The organism is Methylobacterium sp. E-025 (assembly GCF_022829705.1).
GTDB lineage: Bacteria > Pseudomonadota > Alphaproteobacteria > Rhizobiales > Beijerinckiaceae > Methylobacterium.
This window is the reverse complement of record NZ_JAKSYR010000034.1, coordinates 69,062-85,017: the sequence shown is the minus strand read 5'-3', so window position 1 is coordinate 85,017 and position 15,956 is coordinate 69,062. Positions and strand designations below refer to the sequence as shown.

Annotated in this window: 17 protein-coding genes and 1 pseudogene; 8 read left to right on the top strand and 10 right to left on the bottom strand. The window is 72.9% G+C overall.

Features of this window, described 5'->3' with window-relative positions:
• Positions 1–5 precede the first annotated feature (5 nt).
• Both MKK64_RS02550 and MKK64_RS02545 read left to right on the top strand, forming a co-directional pair.
• Positions 6–212: a hypothetical protein gene (locus tag MKK64_RS02550; RefSeq protein ID WP_147729034.1), complete on the top strand. Its 207-nt coding sequence runs from the start codon at positions 6–8 to the stop codon at positions 210–212.
• Positions 213–300: 88 nt separating this feature from the next.
• Positions 301–809, top strand: a pseudogene (locus MKK64_RS02545) (N-acetyltransferase family protein).
• A gap of 25 nt (positions 810–834) precedes the next feature.
• Here MKK64_RS02545 and MKK64_RS02540 read toward each other — a convergent pair.
• Positions 835–1,755: a bestrophin family protein gene (locus MKK64_RS02540; protein ID WP_243932120.1), complete on the bottom strand. Its 921-nt coding sequence runs from the start codon at positions 1,753–1,755 to the stop codon at positions 835–837.
• Between the two features lie 169 nt (positions 1,756–1,924).
• On the opposite strand from MKK64_RS02540, the gene MKK64_RS02535 reads away from it, so the two are divergent.
• Positions 1,925–2,584: a DUF2147 domain-containing protein gene (locus MKK64_RS02535; RefSeq protein ID WP_147858430.1), complete on the top strand. Its 660-nt coding sequence runs from the start codon at positions 1,925–1,927 to the stop codon at positions 2,582–2,584.
• 153 nt (positions 2,585–2,737) lie between these two features.
• On the opposite strand, the gene MKK64_RS02530 is transcribed toward MKK64_RS02535, so the two are convergent.
• Together MKK64_RS02530 and MKK64_RS02525 are read right to left on the bottom strand one after the other, a co-directional pair.
• Positions 2,738–3,961, bottom strand: coding sequence for a serine hydrolase domain-containing protein (locus tag MKK64_RS02530; RefSeq protein WP_243932119.1), 1,224 nt, complete (start codon positions 3,959–3,961; stop codon positions 2,738–2,740).
• A 64-nt stretch (positions 3,962–4,025) separates the two neighbouring features.
• A complete protein-coding gene (locus MKK64_RS02525; protein ID WP_147728397.1) occupies positions 4,026–4,535 on the bottom strand; it encodes a DUF427 domain-containing protein in 510 nt (169 codons plus the stop codon).
• Between the two features lie 107 nt (positions 4,536–4,642).
• On the opposite strand from MKK64_RS02525, the gene otsB reads away from it, so the two are divergent.
• Positions 4,643–5,392, top strand: coding sequence for a trehalose-phosphatase (gene otsB / locus MKK64_RS02520; protein ID WP_243932118.1), 750 nt, complete (start codon positions 4,643–4,645; stop codon positions 5,390–5,392).
• A gap of 134 nt (positions 5,393–5,526) precedes the next feature.
• Positions 5,527–6,480, top strand: a complete 954-nt coding sequence (locus MKK64_RS02515; RefSeq protein ID WP_409567830.1) for a glucokinase — start codon at positions 5,527–5,529, stop codon at positions 6,478–6,480.
• A 43-nt stretch (positions 6,481–6,523) separates the two neighbouring features.
• Here MKK64_RS02515 and MKK64_RS02510 read toward each other — a convergent pair whose 3' ends face one another.
• Positions 6,524–8,002 (bottom strand): MFS transporter, encoded by a 1,479-nt coding sequence (locus tag MKK64_RS02510; protein ID WP_147843944.1) that lies wholly within the window; start codon positions 8,000–8,002, stop codon positions 6,524–6,526.
• A 115-nt stretch (positions 8,003–8,117) separates the two neighbouring features.
• Between MKK64_RS02510 and MKK64_RS02505 the strand changes: the two genes are divergently transcribed.
• Positions 8,118–8,465 (top strand): hypothetical protein, encoded by a 348-nt coding sequence (locus MKK64_RS02505; protein WP_243932116.1) that lies wholly within the window; start codon positions 8,118–8,120, stop codon positions 8,463–8,465.
• 18 nt (positions 8,466–8,483) lie between these two features.
• Here the strand turns inward: MKK64_RS02505 and MKK64_RS02500 are convergent, their stop codons facing one another.
• The 5 genes from MKK64_RS02500 to MKK64_RS02480 form a co-directional block, all read right to left on the bottom strand.
• A complete protein-coding gene (locus MKK64_RS02500; RefSeq protein ID WP_243932115.1) occupies positions 8,484–9,587 on the bottom strand; it encodes an ABC transporter permease in 1,104 nt (367 codons plus the stop codon).
• Positions 9,584–10,507, bottom strand: coding sequence for an ABC transporter permease (locus tag MKK64_RS02495; RefSeq protein WP_243932114.1), 924 nt, complete (start codon positions 10,505–10,507; stop codon positions 9,584–9,586). Before MKK64_RS02495 ends, MKK64_RS02500 begins: the two co-directional genes overlap by 4 nt.
• A 43-nt stretch (positions 10,508–10,550) precedes the next feature.
• Entirely contained in the window at positions 10,551–10,745 is a 195-nt protein-coding gene (locus MKK64_RS02490; protein WP_243932113.1) for a hypothetical protein, read from the bottom strand.
• A gap of 75 nt (positions 10,746–10,820) precedes the next feature.
• Positions 10,821–12,416, bottom strand: a complete 1,596-nt coding sequence (locus MKK64_RS02485; protein ID WP_243932112.1) for a peptide ABC transporter substrate-binding protein — start codon at positions 12,414–12,416, stop codon at positions 10,821–10,823.
• A gap of 4 nt (positions 12,417–12,420) precedes the next feature.
• The gene (locus MKK64_RS02480) at positions 12,421–12,858 is read right to left on the bottom strand and encodes a GlcG/HbpS family heme-binding protein (protein ID WP_243932111.1); all 438 of its coding nucleotides are present in this window, start codon (positions 12,856–12,858) and stop codon (positions 12,421–12,423) included.
• A gap of 111 nt (positions 12,859–12,969) precedes the next feature.
• Here MKK64_RS02480 and MKK64_RS02475 point away from each other — a divergent pair, with 111 nt between their 5' ends.
• Both MKK64_RS02475 and MKK64_RS02470 read left to right on the top strand, forming a co-directional pair.
• A complete protein-coding gene (locus MKK64_RS02475) occupies positions 12,970–14,067 on the top strand; it encodes a hypothetical protein (protein WP_243932110.1) in 1,098 nt (365 codons plus the stop codon).
• Positions 14,068–14,134: 67 nt separating this feature from the next.
• Complete coding sequence (locus MKK64_RS02470; RefSeq protein ID WP_243932109.1) at positions 14,135–14,845, top strand: dihydrofolate reductase family protein; 711 nt, start codon at positions 14,135–14,137, stop codon at positions 14,843–14,845.
• 4 nt (positions 14,846–14,849) lie between these two features.
• Here the strand turns inward: MKK64_RS02470 and MKK64_RS02465 are convergent, their stop codons facing one another.
• On the bottom strand, positions 14,850–15,752 hold the full coding sequence (locus MKK64_RS02465) for an alpha/beta fold hydrolase (protein ID WP_243932108.1): 903 nt from the start codon (positions 15,750–15,752) through the stop codon (positions 14,850–14,852).
• Between the last annotated feature and the right edge of the window lie 204 nt (positions 15,753–15,956).

The window sequence follows — 15,956 nt, the reverse complement described above, 5'->3', positions numbered from 1 at the left end:
ACCCGATGACCTCGACCAACGCCTCCTGCAACAGCTGCCGCTTCTTCGACGACCACAAGACCAACGGCGCCTCCGCCGTCGGCGATCAGGGCCTGTGCCGCTTCAACCCGCCGGTGAGCCAGCCGGCTCCCGAGTCCAAGGGCCTGTGGCCGGTGGTGGCCTCGCAGGATTGGTGCGGCCACTTCACCGCCGAGATGACCGCGGCCGAGTGATCCCCGCGCGGTCCCGAAGGGATCGCCGAACGATCGACCGCAGGGGCCGGCGCCGTCGCGCCGGCCCCTTTTTTGCGTGAGCGGATCGATGACGCCTGACCTGCGCCCGGCCGTCGACGCCGACATCGCCGCGATCGCCCGGATCTACGCCGACGCGGTGACGAACGGCACCGCGAGCTTCGAGACCGAGCCGCCGACTTTGGCCGAAATGGCGCGGCGGCGGATGGCGCTCGTCGCGGACGGCTATCCCTACTTCGTCGCCGAGCGCGACGGCGCGGTCTGCGGATACGCCTATGCCGGCCCCTATCGCGTGCGGGCGGCCTATCGCTCGACGGTGGAGGATTCGGTCTACGTCGCCGAGGCCGCGCCCTGCTGGCGGCGCTCATCGCGGCCTGCGAGGCGATCGACGCGCGGGTGATGGTGGCGGTGATCACCGATCCGGGCTCGGAGGCGTCGGTGGCGCTGCATGCGGGCCTGGGCTTCGCGCATGCCGGCGTCCTCGAGAACGTCGGCCACAAGCACGGGCGCTGGCTCGGCACGGTGCTGATGCAGCGCCGGCTCGGGCCCGGGCCGGACGCGGCCCCGTCGCGGACGTGAGCGCGGGGGACGCCGGCCCGCACGCTCAATCCAATCGGTAGCGCACCGGCTCCATCGCGGGCGGAAGCGGCTCGCCGAGGGCGTCGAGCACCGTGCGCTCGGCCGTGCGCAGCATCGCATCGAGGGGCAGGTCGTTCGCCTCCAGGCCGAAGGGCTCTTCCAGCTCGTCGCCCAGCGCATCGAGGCCGAAGAAGGTGTAGGCCACCAGCATGGTCGCGACCGGCGTCGCCCAGCCGAGCGAGGCCGACAGCCCGAACGGCAGCAACAGGCAGTAGAGCCACGCCGTGCGGTAGAGCAGCAGGGTGTAGGCGAAGGGCAGGGGCGTGCCGTGGATCCGCTCGCAGGCGGTGTGGATCGCCGACAGGTCCGAGACCTTGCGCTCGAGGACGCCGAACAGCACGTCGGTGAGATGCCCGTCGCGATAGGCCCCTGCGAGGTCGCGGGTCAGGCCGGCGAGCACCGCATCGGTCGGGCTCGGGCAGGAGCGCAGGCGCGCGACCTCGCCCGGCGGCAGCCAGGGCGCGACGGCGGCCGCCTCGTCGAGGCCGCGCAGCCGCGCGTGCAGGCCGTGGCCGAAGCCCGCGAGCCGGCGCAGGCCGGTGCGGCGGACCGCATCGTGCTCGGGGCCGGGCAGGAGGGCGACCAGGGTCCGGCTCAAGCCGCGCATCTCGACGATCAGCGCGCCCCACGCCTTCCGGGCCTCCCACCAGCGCTCGTAGCAGGCGTTGTTGCGGAAGCTGAGGAAGATCGAGAGCGCCAGCCCGATCAGGGTGAACGGGCCGATCCCGGCCGTCACCGGAAACCGTTCCGGAACGCGCTGCTCGACCGCGACCACCAGCGCGGCGAAGGCCGTCAGCCCGAGGACCTTCAGCGCCACCCGCGGCAGGATCGAGCCGCGCAGGGTGAACAGGATGGCGAAGAGGTTGGGACGGGGGCGAACGATCATGGATGGCAGGCTTAGCCGAAGCGGGTCGCTCCCGTCATCGGCCGTGCGGCACGGCGCGCCGAGGCACGGCCATGATCCCGTCATGTTCCGAGCGGATGGCGGGGCCCAGAGATTGGGCACGCGGGCGGGGCGAAGGCCACGGCGCGGGCGCGCGGAAGGAGTAGTGGGTATGACGGTTCGACGGATCGGCGCGGGAATCGGCGCCTGGGCCGGGCGTGCGATGGCGCTGGCCATGCTCTCGGGCATCGCGCACGCGGCGACGCCCGCGGACCCGAGCGGCACGTGGCTCACCGAGGACGGGCGTGCCCGCATCCGGGTGGAGAAGTGCGGCCCGAGCAACAAGAGCCTGTGCGGCTACGTCGTGTGGCTGAAGGTGCCGCTCAACGACAAGGGCCAGCCGCGGGTCGACTTCAAGAACCCCGACGCGAGCAAGCAGACGCGCGCATCGCTGGGCCACCAGCTCATCATGGGGCTGAAGCCGAACGCCGACGCCCATTACGAGGGCAAGATCTACAATTCCGAGGACGGCAAGTCCTACGACGTGACGATCTGGTCCGACACCCCGGAGGAGCTGACCGTCCGCGGCTGCCTGATCGCCTTCCTGTGCAAGTCGCAGACCTGGAACCGCGTGACCGACGTGGTCGCCGGCCAGATGACCGGGCCGACGAACGGTCCGGGAGGCCCGCGCACCGATCCGGAATACATGGCCGCCAAGCCGGCCGCGACCGGCTCGACCGCCGCCAAGCCCGCGGCGGCGAAGCCCGGCGCGAAGCCGGCCCCGGCTCCGGCCGCCGGCACGCCGCCCGCGGCCGCGCCCGCCGACGAATAGGCGCCGCAGAACGAAGGCGCTGTCGACCACGAGAGCGTCTCCCGTGATCCCTGGATCACGGGAGACGCTCTGTTTCGTCGTGTGGTCGCGTTATCCTCACGCGCGTGGGCATCCGCCTCGCCCGAGAATGCTCCACCGCGCCCCGATCCCGTGTCAATCGGTCAGCGCGGCGTAGGTCAGCACCCGCAGCTCCTTTCGGATCGGCAGGGCCGAGGACGGGACGAGCTGCGTCAGCAGCACCACCGCGAGCTCCTCGGCCGGGTCGACCCAGAACGCGGTCGAGGCCATGCCGCCCCAGGCGACCTCGCCCGGCGTGCCGACGATCTGGGCTTTGGCCGGATCGAGCATCACCGAGAAGCCGAGCCCGAAGCCGATGCCGTGATAGGACGATTCCGCGAAGCGCGGCGTGCCGATCGCGGCGAGGTCGCCGGGCAGGTGGTTCATCGTCATCAGCTCGACCGTCTTGCGCCCGAGCAGGCGCGCGCCGTCGAGCTCGCCCTTGTTCAGGATGAACCGGCAGAAGCGCAGGTAGTCGGAGGCCGTCGAGACGAGGCCGCCCCCGCCGCCGGCGATCGCCGGAGGCTTGGCGAAATGGGTCTCGACCGCGTCGTCGTAGAGCGTCAGCGTGCGGGTGCGATCGTAGACGTAGTTCGCGGCGAACCGCCCCATGTTCTCGGGTCTCACGAAGAAATCGGTATCGATCATGCCGAGCGGCGCGAGCACGGCGTCCCGCAGGTAATCCGCGAAGTCGCGCCCCGAGACGACGGCCACGAGGTGGCCGAGCACGTCCGTCGAGACGCTGTAGTTCCACGCCTCGCCGGGCTGCGACAGGAGCGGGAGCCGGGCCACGGTCGCAACCACCTCGGCGAGGCTCGCATCCGGGCGCAGGAAGTCGGCGCCCTGCTGGCGGTAGAGCGCATCGACCAGGGTCGATTCCATGAAGCCGTAGGTCAGGCCGCCGGTATGGGTGAGCAGGTCGCGGATGGTGATCGGGCGGCGGGCCGGCTCGGTCTCGAGCTTGGCGCGGTTGCCGCCGGTCGCGACCCGCATCTCGGAAAACTCCGGCAGGAAGCGCGCGACCGGGTCGTCGAGCTGGAACCGGCCCTCCTCGTAGAGCTGCATCACCGCGACCGAGGTCAGCGGCTTGGTCATCGAGTAGATCCGCGTCACCGTGTCGGTGGTGAACGGCGTCCTGCGGGCGAGGTCGGCGAGGCCGTGGGCGCGCTGGAACACCGTGTGCCCGCGCCGCGCCACGCTCACCGACAACCCGGCGAGCTTGCCCTCCGCGACGAGGCTGCGCATCCAGCCGTCGATCCGTTCCAGGCGTCCCGGGTCGATGCCGACGTCCTGCGGCCTTCCGTCGATCGCATCGCTCATGCCGTGCTCCTTGTTCCCGGCGCCCGATGTAGCGGTCCTGGGGCGGCGGGACAGCTCCCGAGGCTCACCAGCCCATCGTTCCGGGCCCGCCCTTGAACGGGCCGACGATGCCGGGGGTGATCCAGCCGCCGTAGAAGCCGCCCGGCTGCGGCTCCGCGCGGACGCCGCCGACGGTGCAGGCCTCCATCGGGCCGGCATAGAAGGCGACGTAGCCGGCGATGGCTCGGAAATCCGGCGTCGGATCGGGATAGGCCCAAGCGGCACCGGGAACAGCCGCGCCGGGAATCGCTGCGCCGCCCGCCGTCACGTCGAACAGCACCGCGCGGCCCTTCCATTCGCAGATCCCGGCCCGGTGCGCCGGCCCGAGCACGCCCTCGGCGACGTCGGCGGGCGGGAAGTAGTAGGTCGGCGGATGGCTGGTCTCGAGCACGCGGAACCCGGCCCGCGTCTCGGCGATGGTGCGGCCGCCGAGGACGACCTTCAGCGTCGCGGCGACCGGCTCCAGCCGGGGCGGGCGCGGATAGGCCCACACGCTCTCCTCGCCGGGCTTCGTCGGGGATGGGGTCGGATGCATCGCGTCGTCCTCGGTTCGTCTCGTCCGAAACATAGGGCGCCGCGAAGATGCGTTTGCCGAAAACGCGCGGCGTGCTAGCCCCGACCCGACAGCCCGGAGCGCCGCCGTTGGACACGCCCATCGCCCTCTTCCTGGATTTCGACGGCACCCTGGTCGAGATCGCGCCGCGGCCGGACCTCGTCCGGGTCGAGCCCGGGCTGGTGCCGATGCTCCAGGCGCTGCACGCCCGGCTCGACGGGGCGCTGGCGATCGTGACCGGGCGCCCGGTCTCGGTGATCGACGACTTCCTCGCACCCGCCGCCTTCGACGTCGCCGGGCTGCACGGGGTCGAGCGCCGGGTCGACGGCGTCCTCACCGGCGGCAGCCCGGACGACCATCCGGAGCTGCGTGCGCGGATGCCTCGGCTCCGGGCCCTGGTCGCCGACCTCGACGCGGTGCTGATCGAGGACAAGGGCGCCTCGGTCGCCGTGCACTGGCGCCTGGCGAACCCGGCCGATGCCGAGCGGGCGGAGGCCGCGGTCACGGCGATCGCCACCGAGCTGTCGGGCCGGTACCGGCTCCAGCTCGGGAAGGCGGTCGGCGAGATCGTGCCGGCCTCGGCCACCAAGGCGCACGCGATCCGCGCCTTCCTCGAGCACGCTCCCTATGCCGGCCGCCGCGCGGTGTTCCTCGGCGACGACCGCACCGACGAGATCGCGTTCGCCAGCGTCGCGGCGTATGGCGGCCTCGGCATCCGCATCGGGCCCGGCGAGACCGCGGCCGCGCGGCGCCTGGCCGACCCGAACGCGGTGCACGCCTTGCTTGGCAGCTGGGCGGCGGGCGGGATCATCGACCCGGACACGCTGCCGGCGGCCTGAGCCGCGCCGGCGGCTCCATCGGACAGACAGCGACGCGTCGGCCGGGACGGCCCGCGTCGATCGGGAAAGGGTACCGCATGTTCGCGTTTCCGGTCCTCGTCGGCGATATCGGCGGCACCAACGCCCGGTTCGCGGTGGTCGATTCCAAGGGCGCCGCGCCGCGCCCGCTCTCGCACGAGGAGACGGCGCGCCACCCCGACCCGTCGAGCGCCATCCGCGCGGCGCTGGCCAAGCAGGGCGATGAAGGCGGAAAGCCGCCGCGCTCGGCGATCCTGGCCATCGCCGGCCGGGTCGACGGCCCGAAGGTGCAGCTCACCAATGCCCACTGGGTGATCGAGGGCGCGAAGATCGGCGCCGATTTCGACCTCGATTCGTCCGTCGTCGTGAACGATTACGTCCCGGTCGCCGCCGGCGCCGCCGGCATCGCGCCGCACGACCTGACCCCGATCGGGCCGACCGGGCACGCGCCCGGGGGCGCCCGCGTCGTGCTCGGGCCCGGCACCGGCTTCGGCGCCGCGGCCCTGGTGCCGTATTCGGATCGCCTCGCGATCGTCTCGACCGAGGCGGGCCACACCGATATCGGCCCCGCCGACGCGTTCGAGGAGAAGGTCTGGCACGCGCTGGAGCGCGTCGAGGACCGGATCACCGTCGAGACCGTGCTCTCCGGCCCCGGCCTCGCCCGCCTGCACGCCGCGGTGCGCCACGTCCGGACAGGCGAGCCGCCGGAGAAGATCGAGCCGGCGGCGGTGACCCAGGCCGGGCTCGACGCCTCCGACCCGCATGCCGCCGAGGCGCTGGAGCTGTTCGGTCGCGTGCTCGGCCGCGTCTGCGGCGACCTCGCCCTGACGTTCCTGGCCACCGGCGGCGTCTATATCGGCGGCGGCATCGCCCCGCGGATCGTCAAGCTGCTGCAGCAGGGCGGCTTCCGCGCTTCCTTCGAGCGGAAGGCGCCGTTCGCCGCGATGATGCGGGCGATCCCGACCAGCGTCATCACGGTCCACGACCCTGCCTTCACCGGGCTCGCGGCCCTGGCGAGCGAGGGCGAGACCTTCGTCTATCACGGGCAGGTTTGGCGCCGGGGGGCGTGATCTCAACGCCGCCCGGCCAGATCATGGCGCGCGGGACGAGCCGTCACGCCGCCGCGAGCGGCTTCGAAACGTCCTCCAGGGACCGCCCCTCGGCCGCCGTGCCGAAGAGGCCGCCGACGATCGAGGCCACCGCCATCAGCGCGGCGCCGACGAGGTAGCCGCCGAAGACCGCGTCGCGGGAGCCGGTCTCGACGAGCGAGCCGAACAGCAGCGGCCCAGACACGCCGCCGATGCCGGTGCCGATCGCGTAGAAGCCGGCGATGGCCAGCGCCCGGATCTCCAGCGGGAAGGTCTCGGCCACCGTGAGGTAGGCGGCGCTCGCGGCGGCGGAGGCGAAGAAGAACACCACCATCCACACGCCGGTCTGCGCCCAGGCGCCGAACACCTCGATCTTGAACAGGTACCCCGCGCCTGCGAGCAGCAGCGCGGAGATGCCGTAGGTGAAGGCGATCATCGGGCGGCGGCCGACCGTGTCGAACAGGCGCCCCAGCAGCACCGGCCCGAGGAAGGAGCCGAGCGCGAACGGCAGCAGGTACCAGCCGACGCTGCCGCCGGGCACGCCGTAGAAGCGCTCCAGCACCAGGGCGTAGGTGAAGAACAGCGCGTTGTAGAAGAACGCCTGCGCGATCATCAGCGACAGCCCGACGAACGTCTGCCGGCGCGAGGTGCCGAACATCGTCCCGAACACCTCCGAGAGCGGCGTGTGGCTGCGGGTGCGCAGCTTCATGCGCTTGCCCGCGTCGACCGGCGGCAGGGTGTGGCCCTCGTCGGTGAAGCGCTTCTCGATGCCGGTGACGACCCGGTCGGCTTCCGCCGTGTAGCCGTGCGTCGCGAGCCAGCGCGGGCTCTCGGGGATCCAGGTGCGCAGCAGCAGGATCACGAGGCCGATGGCGCCGCCGGTGAAGAACGCGACGCGCCAGCCCCAGGCCGGGTCGATCACCTCGGGCTTCAGCAGGACGATCGACAGGAAGGAGCCGAGCGCCGCGCCGATCCAGAACGAGCCGTTGATGACGAGATCGGTCCAGCCGCGCACGCGGGCGGGGACGAGCTCCTGGATCGTCGAGTTGATCGCGGTGTACTCGCCGCCGATGCCGGCGCCGGTGAGGAAGCGGAAGATGCAGAAGGAATAGACGTTCCACGACAGGCCCGTCGCCGCGGTCGCCGCGAGGTAGAGGGCAAGCGTGATGAAGAACAGCTTCTTGCGGCCGATGCGGTCGGTGAGCCAGCCGAAGCCGAGCGCCCCCGTGACCGCGCCGACGAGGTAGGACGAGGCGGCCAGGCCGACGTCAAACTCGGTGAAGCTCATCGGCGCCTTGCGCAGCGCCCCGACCAGCGCCCCGGCGAGCGTCACCTCGAGCCCGTCGAGCACCCAGGTGATGCCGAGCGCCACGATGACGAGGACGTGGAACCGGCCCCAGGGCAGCCGGTCCAGTCGCGCCGAGATGTCGGTGTCGACGACCGTGCCCATGGGGGCGCGCTCGGGCGTCTTCTCGCCCGAGGCCGTCTCGACTTTGGTCGCCATGACTGTGTTTACCTTGACTCGAGACTGCTGTTCAGAACGGCGGAGACCAACAAAAGGTTCGGCCGAGCTTTCATCGTTGCGGGCTTTGATGGCGGCATCACCGTGGATGCTCCCCATGAAGCCTCACCCCGACGTCCGCAAGACCGGTCGCCTCCCGCCCCGCCATTCCTTGGCCGCCCGTTCCGGAGCCCGCCGCCTCGGCCCCTGCCTGCGCGTGGCGATCCTGGGCACGGCCGCGCTCGCCGGCCTCGCCATCGTGCCGACGCACGGCGCCGACGCGACGCTCGCCCGGGACCGGCAGCCGGTCGCGATGTCCGGCGCCGACCGCTGGCGCCTGCGCCCGGCCCAGACCAACATCGTCCTGCCCGCGGCCGCGCAGGCGCGGGTGCGCCCGGCGATGCCGATCCCCGAGGAGCGCCGCCGCGTCCGGCAGGTCTACCCGGCCTACACCGAGATGCGGTGACATCGCCGGGCGCGGGCGTCAGGCGTCGGCGCGCGGATCGAGCGCGTCGGCCAGCCCGTCGCCGAGCCGGTTGAGCGCGACCAGCGTCGCGACAAGGAACGCCGCCGGCCCGGCGAGCATGTGGGGGGCGGATTCGAGGCTGCGCGCGCCCTCCGCGATCAGCACGCCCCAGCTCGTCGCCGGCTCCTGAACCCCGAGGCCGAGGAACGACAGGAAGCTTTCCAGCAGGATCACCCGCGGCACCAGCAGCGTGGCGGCCACCGTCACCGGCCCGAGGGTATTGGGCACGATGTGCCGGCGCAGGATGGTCGCGGCCGAGAGCCCCAGCGCCTCGGCCGCGCGGACGAAGTCGCGGCGGCGCAGCGCCAGCGTCTGGGCGCGGACGATGCGGGCCATGTCGAGCCATTCCACGGCGCCGATCGCGATCAGGATCAGCACGAGGCTCGCGCGGAAGAACACCACCAGCACGATCACGAAGAACACGAACGGCAGGGCATAGAGGATGTCGACGACGCGCATCATTGCGGCGTCGACGGCCCCGCCGGCGAAGCCCGCCACGGCGCCGTAGGCGATGCCGACGCCGAGGGCGACCAGCGTCGCGGTGAGCCCGATCAGCAGCGAGACGCGGCCGGCCACGAGGCTGCGGCTGAGCAGGTCGCGCCCGTGCACGTCGGTGCCGAGGAGGAAGTGCAGCCTGCGGACCGGCACCGCGACGGTGAGGCGCCGCCCCTCGTCGTCGCGGGCGACGATGCGCGGCTCGCCGAACAGGTCGGAGCGCGGCAGGTAGACGAGGCCGCGCGCGTCGATGGGCGCCTCCGAGGCCAGCACGAGGCGGAGCACGCCGTCCGCCGTCTCGGCCTGCGCGACCGCGGCGCGGATGCGGAAGGCGAGGCGATCGAGCGCCGGCCTCAGATGATCCGCGTCGGGCTGCGCCGCGAAGCCGGGGGGAAGCTGGCGCAGGTCGGGGTAGGTCCGCTCCGGCGCATGGCCGGTAAGGAAAGGGCCGACGAGGCAGGCGAGCGTCAGCAGGACAAGCACGGCGAAGGCCGCCGTCGCGCCGCGATGGCGCGAGAGCCGCAGCAGCGCGCGGCGCGTCGGCGGCAGGCGCGGGGGTAGGCTCACGCGTGCAGCCGCAGGCGCGGGTCGAGCCACGCGGAGACGAGGTCGGCGAAGAGGTTGAGGGCGACGACGAGGACCGCGACCAGCACCACCGTCCCCATCACCAGCGTGTAGTCGCGGTTCAGCGCGCCCTCGACGAAGTAGCGGCCGATCCCGGGCAGGCCGAAGATGGTCTCGATCACCACCGAGCCGGTGAGCAGGGCGGCCGAGAGCGGCCCGAGGATCGCGACGACCGGCAGCAGCGCGCCGCGCAGCGCGTGGCGGGCGACGCGCCAGGGCGGGAGGCCGAGGCTGCGCATCGTCCGCACGTGCTGCGCGCGCAGCGCCTCCGCCATCGCCGCGCGGGTGAGCCGGGCGATGCCCGCGGCCTGCGGCAGCGCCAGGGTGATCACCGGCAGCACGAGATGCGTCGGCGCGCCGCCCTCCCAGCCGCTCACCGGCAGCCAGCGCAGCGACAGGCCGAAGGCGATCTGCAGCAGCGGCGCGACGACGAAGCTCGGCACCGAGAGGCCGAGGGAGGCGCCCGCCCCGACGAGGCGGTCGAGCCATCCGCCGCGGCGGTAGGCCGCCAGCGCGCCGAGGCCGACCCCGAGGATCAGCGAGACGGCGAGCGCCAAGCCGCCCAGGATCATCGAGACCGACAGGCCGCGGGCGAACAGGTCCGCGACGGTGAGGTCGCGAAACGAGAAGGACGGCCCGAGGTCGCCCCACGCCAGGGCGGCGAGGTAGCGCCCGAACTGCACCGCCAGCGGCTGGTCGAGCCCATAGACCCGCCGCAGGTTGTCCATGGCCGCCGGTGCCAGCGGCCGCTCCAGGGCGAACGGGCCGCCGGGCGCGAGCCGCATCAGGAAGAAGCTCGCCGCGATCACCACGAACAGGGTCGGGACCGCCTGCAGCAGCCGGCGCAGGACGTAGCTGGTCATGGGCGATCGGGGCTTCGGAGGCGACGATGCCGCGTCGGAGCGTTCACGCCCGTCGCGCTTCGCGATACCCGGCCCAGATCCCGATCCCGAGCGAGGCCGGCAGCGTGACGGTGAGGTTCGTGCCGTGGTTGAGGTAGAGATCGCCGAAGAACAGCATCGCGAACACGAAGACCCCGAGCAGGATCGGGTGACGCCTGGAGCGGGCCGGGTCGGGCGCCGGCGGTGCGACGTCGTCCATGGAATGCTCCGCTGCCGATGGTCCCGCCCTGTATCGGTGCCCCGCCCCGGCGAGACAAGCGCCGGGGACACGCGCTCAGCCCACCAGCCGCAGAAATCGCGTCGGCGCGGCGTTGCGCAGGTTCGGCACGTAGCCGTGCAGGCGCGGCGAGATCAGGGCCTTCGAGCGCGTGTGCATCACCGGGATCCAGGGCAGGTCGCGCATCGCGAGGCTCTCGGCGCGGGACAGCAGGTCGGCGCGGGCGGCGAGGTCGCGCTCGGCGGCGGCCTCGGCCAGGAGGGCGTCGTACGCGGGGTTCGACCAGTGGCCGGGATTCATGCCGTCGTTGCCGGTGGTGAGCAGGAACAGGAAGTTCTGCGGGTCCGAGTAGTCGGCGATCCAGGACATGCGGGCGACGTCGAAGTCGCCGCCGTCGCGCAGGTAGGCGAAGTGGGTCTTGGCGTCGGTGTAGACGAACCGGGTCTCGATCCCGAGGCCGCGCCACATCTCGGCGACGGCGACGGCGGTGTTGCGGTTGTTGTCGCTGGTGTTGAAGCGGTACTCGACGCACAGCGGCCGATCCGGCCCGAAGCCCGCTTCCGTGAGCAGGCGCCTCGCCGTGTCCTCGTTGTCGATGGGGAGGCGGGTGCGCCCCTCGGTCTCCGGCGGCGTCCGGTAGTTGTCGAGGCCGGGCGGGCACAGCGAGTAGGCCGGGCTCATGGTGCCGCCCCACAACGCCGCGGCGAGGTATTCGCGGTCGAGCGCCAGCGAGAGGGCGCGTCGGACGCGGACGTCGTCGAAGGGCGGCTTGCGCGTGTTCACCGCCAGGGCGTAGAGCCCGAGCGAGGGTCCCAGCACCACCTGGTCGCCGAAGCGGCGGCGGAGCGACGCCATCTGGTCGCCCGGCAGGTCGGCCAGCGAATCGAGCTCGCCCGCATCGTAGCGGCGCACCGCGCTCGAGAGGTCCGGCGTCGGCACGAAGGCGACCTGCGCGATCGCGACCTCGGCCGCCGCGTGGAAATGCGGGTTGCGCCTGAGCACGATGCGGTCGTTCGGCACCGAATCCGCCAGGGCATAGGGGCCGTTCGAGACCAGGTTGCCCGGCCGGGTGAAGCCGTCGCCGAAGCGCTCGACCGAGGGGCGGTGCACCGGCAGCGCGGTCTGGTGGGTCAGCAATTCGAGGAGGTAGGGGGTCGGCGCCTCCAGCGCGATCGTCAACGTGCGCGGGTCCGGCGCCGCGACGCCGAGCGCCGTCGCCGGCATCGCGCCGCGGTTGATCGCGGCCGCGTTGCGGATCGGAAACAGCACCTCGGCGTACTTCGCCGCCGTCTCCGGCGCGAGGATGCGGCGCAGGGAATAGACGAAGGCCTCGGCCTCGACCGGATCGCCGTTCGACCAGCGCCCGCCTTCGCGCAGGGTGAAGGTGTAGGTCAGCGCATCGTCCGAGATGCGCCAGGATTCCGCCGCGCCGGGGACGATGGCGCCGCGATTGTCGTAGGTGAGAAGGCCGTCGTAGAGGTCGCGCAGGATGTGCGCCTCGGCCACCGTCGAGGAGCGATGCGGATCGAGGGTCTCGGGATCGGCGTCGTTGCCGCGCCGATACGTGGCCTCCGGGGCCGCTCCGGCCCCGGCCGAGCCCGCGAGCAGCAGGGCGCCGGCGCCGGTCAGCCAGCCACGCCGCGGCAGGCGCATCGGCTCAGGCGCCGGTCTCGGGCACGAGCCCGGCGGCCTCGATGCCGGCGACCGCGCAGATCTCGTCGTTGTCCGAGGTGTCGCCGGAGATGCCGACGGCGCCGAGAAGGCGCCCGTCGGCCGCACGGACCAGCACGCCGCCCGGGACCGGCACCAGGGCCGCCGGCCCGACCACGTGGCTCACCGCGGCGACGAAGTAGGGCTGCGCCTCGGCGCGGGCGTGGATCGCCCGCGAGCCGAGGCCGAGCGCGAGCGCGCCGTTGGCCTTGCCCATCGCGATCTCGGCGCGGCGGAGCGAGGTGCCGTCCTCCGCCTGGACACATTTTAGAGAACCGCGATCGTCATATACAACCACCGCAAGCGGCTTCAGGCCGCGCGTTCGCGCCGTCTCCAGGGCGGTGGCGACGATGGTGCGGGCGGCCTCGAGCGTCAGGTCGTTCATCGGAACCGAGGGGGATCTTGGGGGACGGACGGCCGCGCGGACGGTCCGCGACGGCCAGGGATCAGGACAGGGAGGCGATCGACGGTGCGTCGCGCGATCATCCATATCGGAATGCCCCGGACGGGGTCCACATCGCTGCAGCAGGTGCTGGCCAACCTGCGGCCGCGGCTGGCGGAAGCCGGCCTGCTCTACCCGGACCTCGCACCCGAAGGCGCCCAGCCCGGGTCCGACGTCAATCACCAGGGATTGGGCGAGGCGCTCGACGGGCGGCGGCCGAAGGCGGAGCGCCGCACGATGCTTGCGCGCCTTGATCGCGTCCTGTCCGCGACGGACGCCGACACGGTGATCCTGTCCTACGAGGACTTCTCGGTGCAGCGGCCGAGCTTCGGCGTGCCCCGGACGCTGTCCGAGGCGTTCGCCCGCCGGGGCTTCGCGATGGAGGTCGTGATGGCGGTCAAGCCGCCGTTCGAGTTCCTGAACTCCGCCTACGCCCACCGCGCGCAACTGGTGAAGGAGCCGCGCAGCTTCCGCGAATACGCCCGTGCGAACCGCCGCTCCGGGCGGCTCGACTATCGCGCGCTGATCGCGCCCTGGGCGCGGGCGACGGACGGCGCCGTGATCGCCGTGCCGCTGCGCGACGCGCGCTCCGACGCGACGCTGGTCGAGCGGTTCGTCGCCGCGCTCGGGCTGACCGCGCGGCTCGCGCCGATGATGGACGCCGACGCCCTGCGGACCGTGACCAACCGCAGTTCCGGGCCGCTCGCCGTCGAGGCCTCGCGCCGCCTGCGGCACCTCCGGGTCCACTGCCAGGTGGAGGGCCACCCGCGCCGGATCGGCCACGTCCTCGACCAGGCGGCGTGGTCGCGCGGTCTCGATCCGGAGCCGTTCCGCGGCGACGCGCCGGACCTCGCCGAGGAGATCGCCGACCGCTTCGCCGCCACCTGCGCGCGCTTCGCCGACCTCGCCTGGGGCCTGCCGTGGGATCGCGTCGTCGCCGCGGCGCCCGCACGGGCGCCGAACGAGTGGGCCGGGCGGCCGATCCCGCCGGAGACCGAGGCGCAGATCGCGCTCCTGATGCGCGAGACGATGCGCCGCTTCGATTTCCGCAGGCCTCCGGCGTGGCGCCGGATCCCGGCCGAGTGCGCCGAGAGCGCCGCGTTGGGCGCGGCGCGCCTGATCGGCTTCGAATCACGCTGGCGCGTCAGCTGAGCGGCCCCTGTGCGAAGGGCCGTCGCGGGCTAGTTCCGGCGGCGACCCGTCCGCAGGAGACCCGACGATGGCCGAGACCGCCAGACCGCACGTGATCTGCCACATGACCAGCTCCGTCGACGGGCGGATCAAGACCCGCCGCTGGGGGATCGACGCCGACGACCATTACGAGACGGTGCACGCGCGCCTCGACGGCGATGCCTGGATGTGCGGCCGCGTCACCATGCAGGGCTACGCCGACAGCGCCACGCCGCTCGCCGCCCCGCCCGCCGATGACGGCCCGGTGCCGCGCGAGGACCACGTCGCCCGGCGCGACGCGTCCGGCTACGCGGTGGCCCTCGACGCGAAGGGTCGCCTCGACTGGGGCGCGCGGAACGAGATCACCGGCGATCACGTGGTGGTGGTCCTGACCGAGGGCGTCCCCGACGCGCATCTGAGACGCCTGCGGGCGGGCGGGCAATCCTACCTGTTCGCCGGCACCGAGACGATCGACTTCGCGCTGGCGGTGGAGAAGCTCGGCCGCCTGTTCGGCATCGCCCGCCTCCTGGTCGAGGGCGGCGGCGGCCTCAACGGCTCGATGCTGCGAGCCGGCGTGATCGACGAGCTCAGCCTGCTGCTCGCCCCGGCCGTCGACGGCCTTCGCGGCACGCCCGCGGTGTTCGACGTCGACGGCACCGAGGCCGACTCGCTCGGGGCCAAGCGCCGGCTCGAGCTGAGATCCTGCGAGACCCTGTCCGGCGGGGTGGTCTGGCTCCGCTATCGCGTCGCCGCGGCCTGAGCGGTCAGGCGAGGCCGGCGAAGAACCCGTCGAAGAGCCCCGTCACCGTCGCCGGATCCTCGAAATGCGGGAAGGCCCCGGTCGGCAGGGCCCGGATCGTCCAGTTCGGCCGGGCGGCGAAGCGCGGCGCGTCGCGGAAGTCGACGAAGTCGCCGCGGCTGCCGTGGAGCATCAGCACCGGGAGCGTCAGCGCCTCGTAGAGCGTGGTGGCGTCGGTCGGGAACAGGTGGCCGGCCACGAAGCAGTAGGGTGCGTGCCGCGCCCCGGGCTGGTGGGCCGAGCGGTAGTCGTAGGCGAACAGCCCCTCGTCGATCCGCTTCGAGCCGAAGGTCTTCTGCAGGAAGAAGCGCATGCTCGGGCGGCTGACGAGGAGGGCGAACAGCGCCGGCCCGAGGAGGCGCGAATCGACGATCGTACGGACGCGCGGGCTGCCGCGGTCGCCGCCCGCCGGCCCGCGCCCGGAGAGGCGCCGGTCGAACCCGGTCGGGCTGATCAGGCCGATCGAACGATAGGCCTCCGGCCGCTCGACCACGGCGCGGGCGAGGTAGGAGGCCGAGAGCGAGAGCGCGATCGCGTCGATGCGGACGCCGCCGTGCCGGCGCGCGATCGCGTCGGCGACGGCGTGGATCGCGTCCGCCATCACCCGCGGGTTGTAGAGCCTGCGCGAACGTTCGGAGAAGCCGAAGCCCGGCAGGTCGAGGGCGTAGACCGGGCGCCGCCCCTGCGCATGCAGGTAGAGCGGGCGGACCTCGTAGGCGTTGGCGGCGGCGTTGATCGAGTGGATCAGCAGCAGCGGCACCCCTTCGGCCTCGGCCGAGCCGTAGACGCTCACCCGGCCGGCCGCCGTGTCGATCACCTCCCGCCGCCCGGGAAGGGCAGGGGGTAAGCCGTCGGGGCTCGTCGCCATCGCCTTGCGCCTCGTCTCGGGACGGATCGGTCGTCGCGACAACGGGATGAGCGGGCGGAACGTTGCCTGGCGCCGCCTGGTGCCTCGCCGTCACATCGCGCCCGCGGCGCCGCACCCGGCAGCCGTTGACAGGGGGGCGGCGGTGTCGCGATCGTCCCCGGCCGAGGGGTGCCGGGTTCGTAGAACGCCGGATGCGCCGGCGAC

Excerpts from the sequence above, each read along its gene's own strand:
- MKK64_RS02495 (WP_243932114.1), bottom strand. The coding sequence starts at position 10,507 with ATGACCAGCTACGTCCTGCGCCGGCTGCTGCAGGCGGTCCCGACCCTG.
- MKK64_RS02470 (WP_243932109.1), top strand. The coding sequence starts at position 14,135 with ATGGCCGAGACCGCCAGACCGCACGTGATCTGCCACATGACCAGCTCC.
- MKK64_RS02550 (WP_147729034.1), top strand. The coding sequence starts at position 6 with ATGACCTCGACCAACGCCTCCTGCAACAGCTGCCGCTTCTTCGACGAC.
- MKK64_RS02480 (WP_243932111.1), bottom strand. The coding sequence starts at position 12,858 with ATGAACGACCTGACGCTCGAGGCCGCCCGCACCATCGTCGCCACCGCC.
- MKK64_RS02540 (WP_243932120.1), bottom strand. The coding sequence starts at position 1,755 with ATGATCGTTCGCCCCCGTCCCAACCTCTTCGCCATCCTGTTCACCCTG.
- MKK64_RS02525 (WP_147728397.1), bottom strand. The coding sequence starts at position 4,535 with ATGCATCCGACCCCATCCCCGACGAAGCCCGGCGAGGAGAGCGTGTGG.
- MKK64_RS02530 (WP_243932119.1), bottom strand. The coding sequence starts at position 3,961 with ATGAGCGATGCGATCGACGGAAGGCCGCAGGACGTCGGCATCGACCCG.
- MKK64_RS02505 (WP_243932116.1), top strand. The coding sequence starts at position 8,118 with ATGAAGCCTCACCCCGACGTCCGCAAGACCGGTCGCCTCCCGCCCCGC.
- MKK64_RS02465 (WP_243932108.1), bottom strand. The coding sequence starts at position 15,752 with ATGGCGACGAGCCCCGACGGCTTACCCCCTGCCCTTCCCGGGCGGCGG.
- MKK64_RS02510 (WP_147843944.1), bottom strand. The coding sequence starts at position 8,002 with ATGGCGACCAAAGTCGAGACGGCCTCGGGCGAGAAGACGCCCGAGCGC.
- MKK64_RS02475 (WP_243932110.1), top strand. The coding sequence starts at position 12,970 with ATGCCCCGGACGGGGTCCACATCGCTGCAGCAGGTGCTGGCCAACCTG.
- MKK64_RS02490 (WP_243932113.1), bottom strand. The coding sequence starts at position 10,745 with ATGGACGACGTCGCACCGCCGGCGCCCGACCCGGCCCGCTCCAGGCGT.
- MKK64_RS02485 (WP_243932112.1), bottom strand. The coding sequence starts at position 12,416 with ATGCGCCTGCCGCGGCGTGGCTGGCTGACCGGCGCCGGCGCCCTGCTG.
- MKK64_RS02535 (WP_147858430.1), top strand. The coding sequence starts at position 1,925 with ATGACGGTTCGACGGATCGGCGCGGGAATCGGCGCCTGGGCCGGGCGT.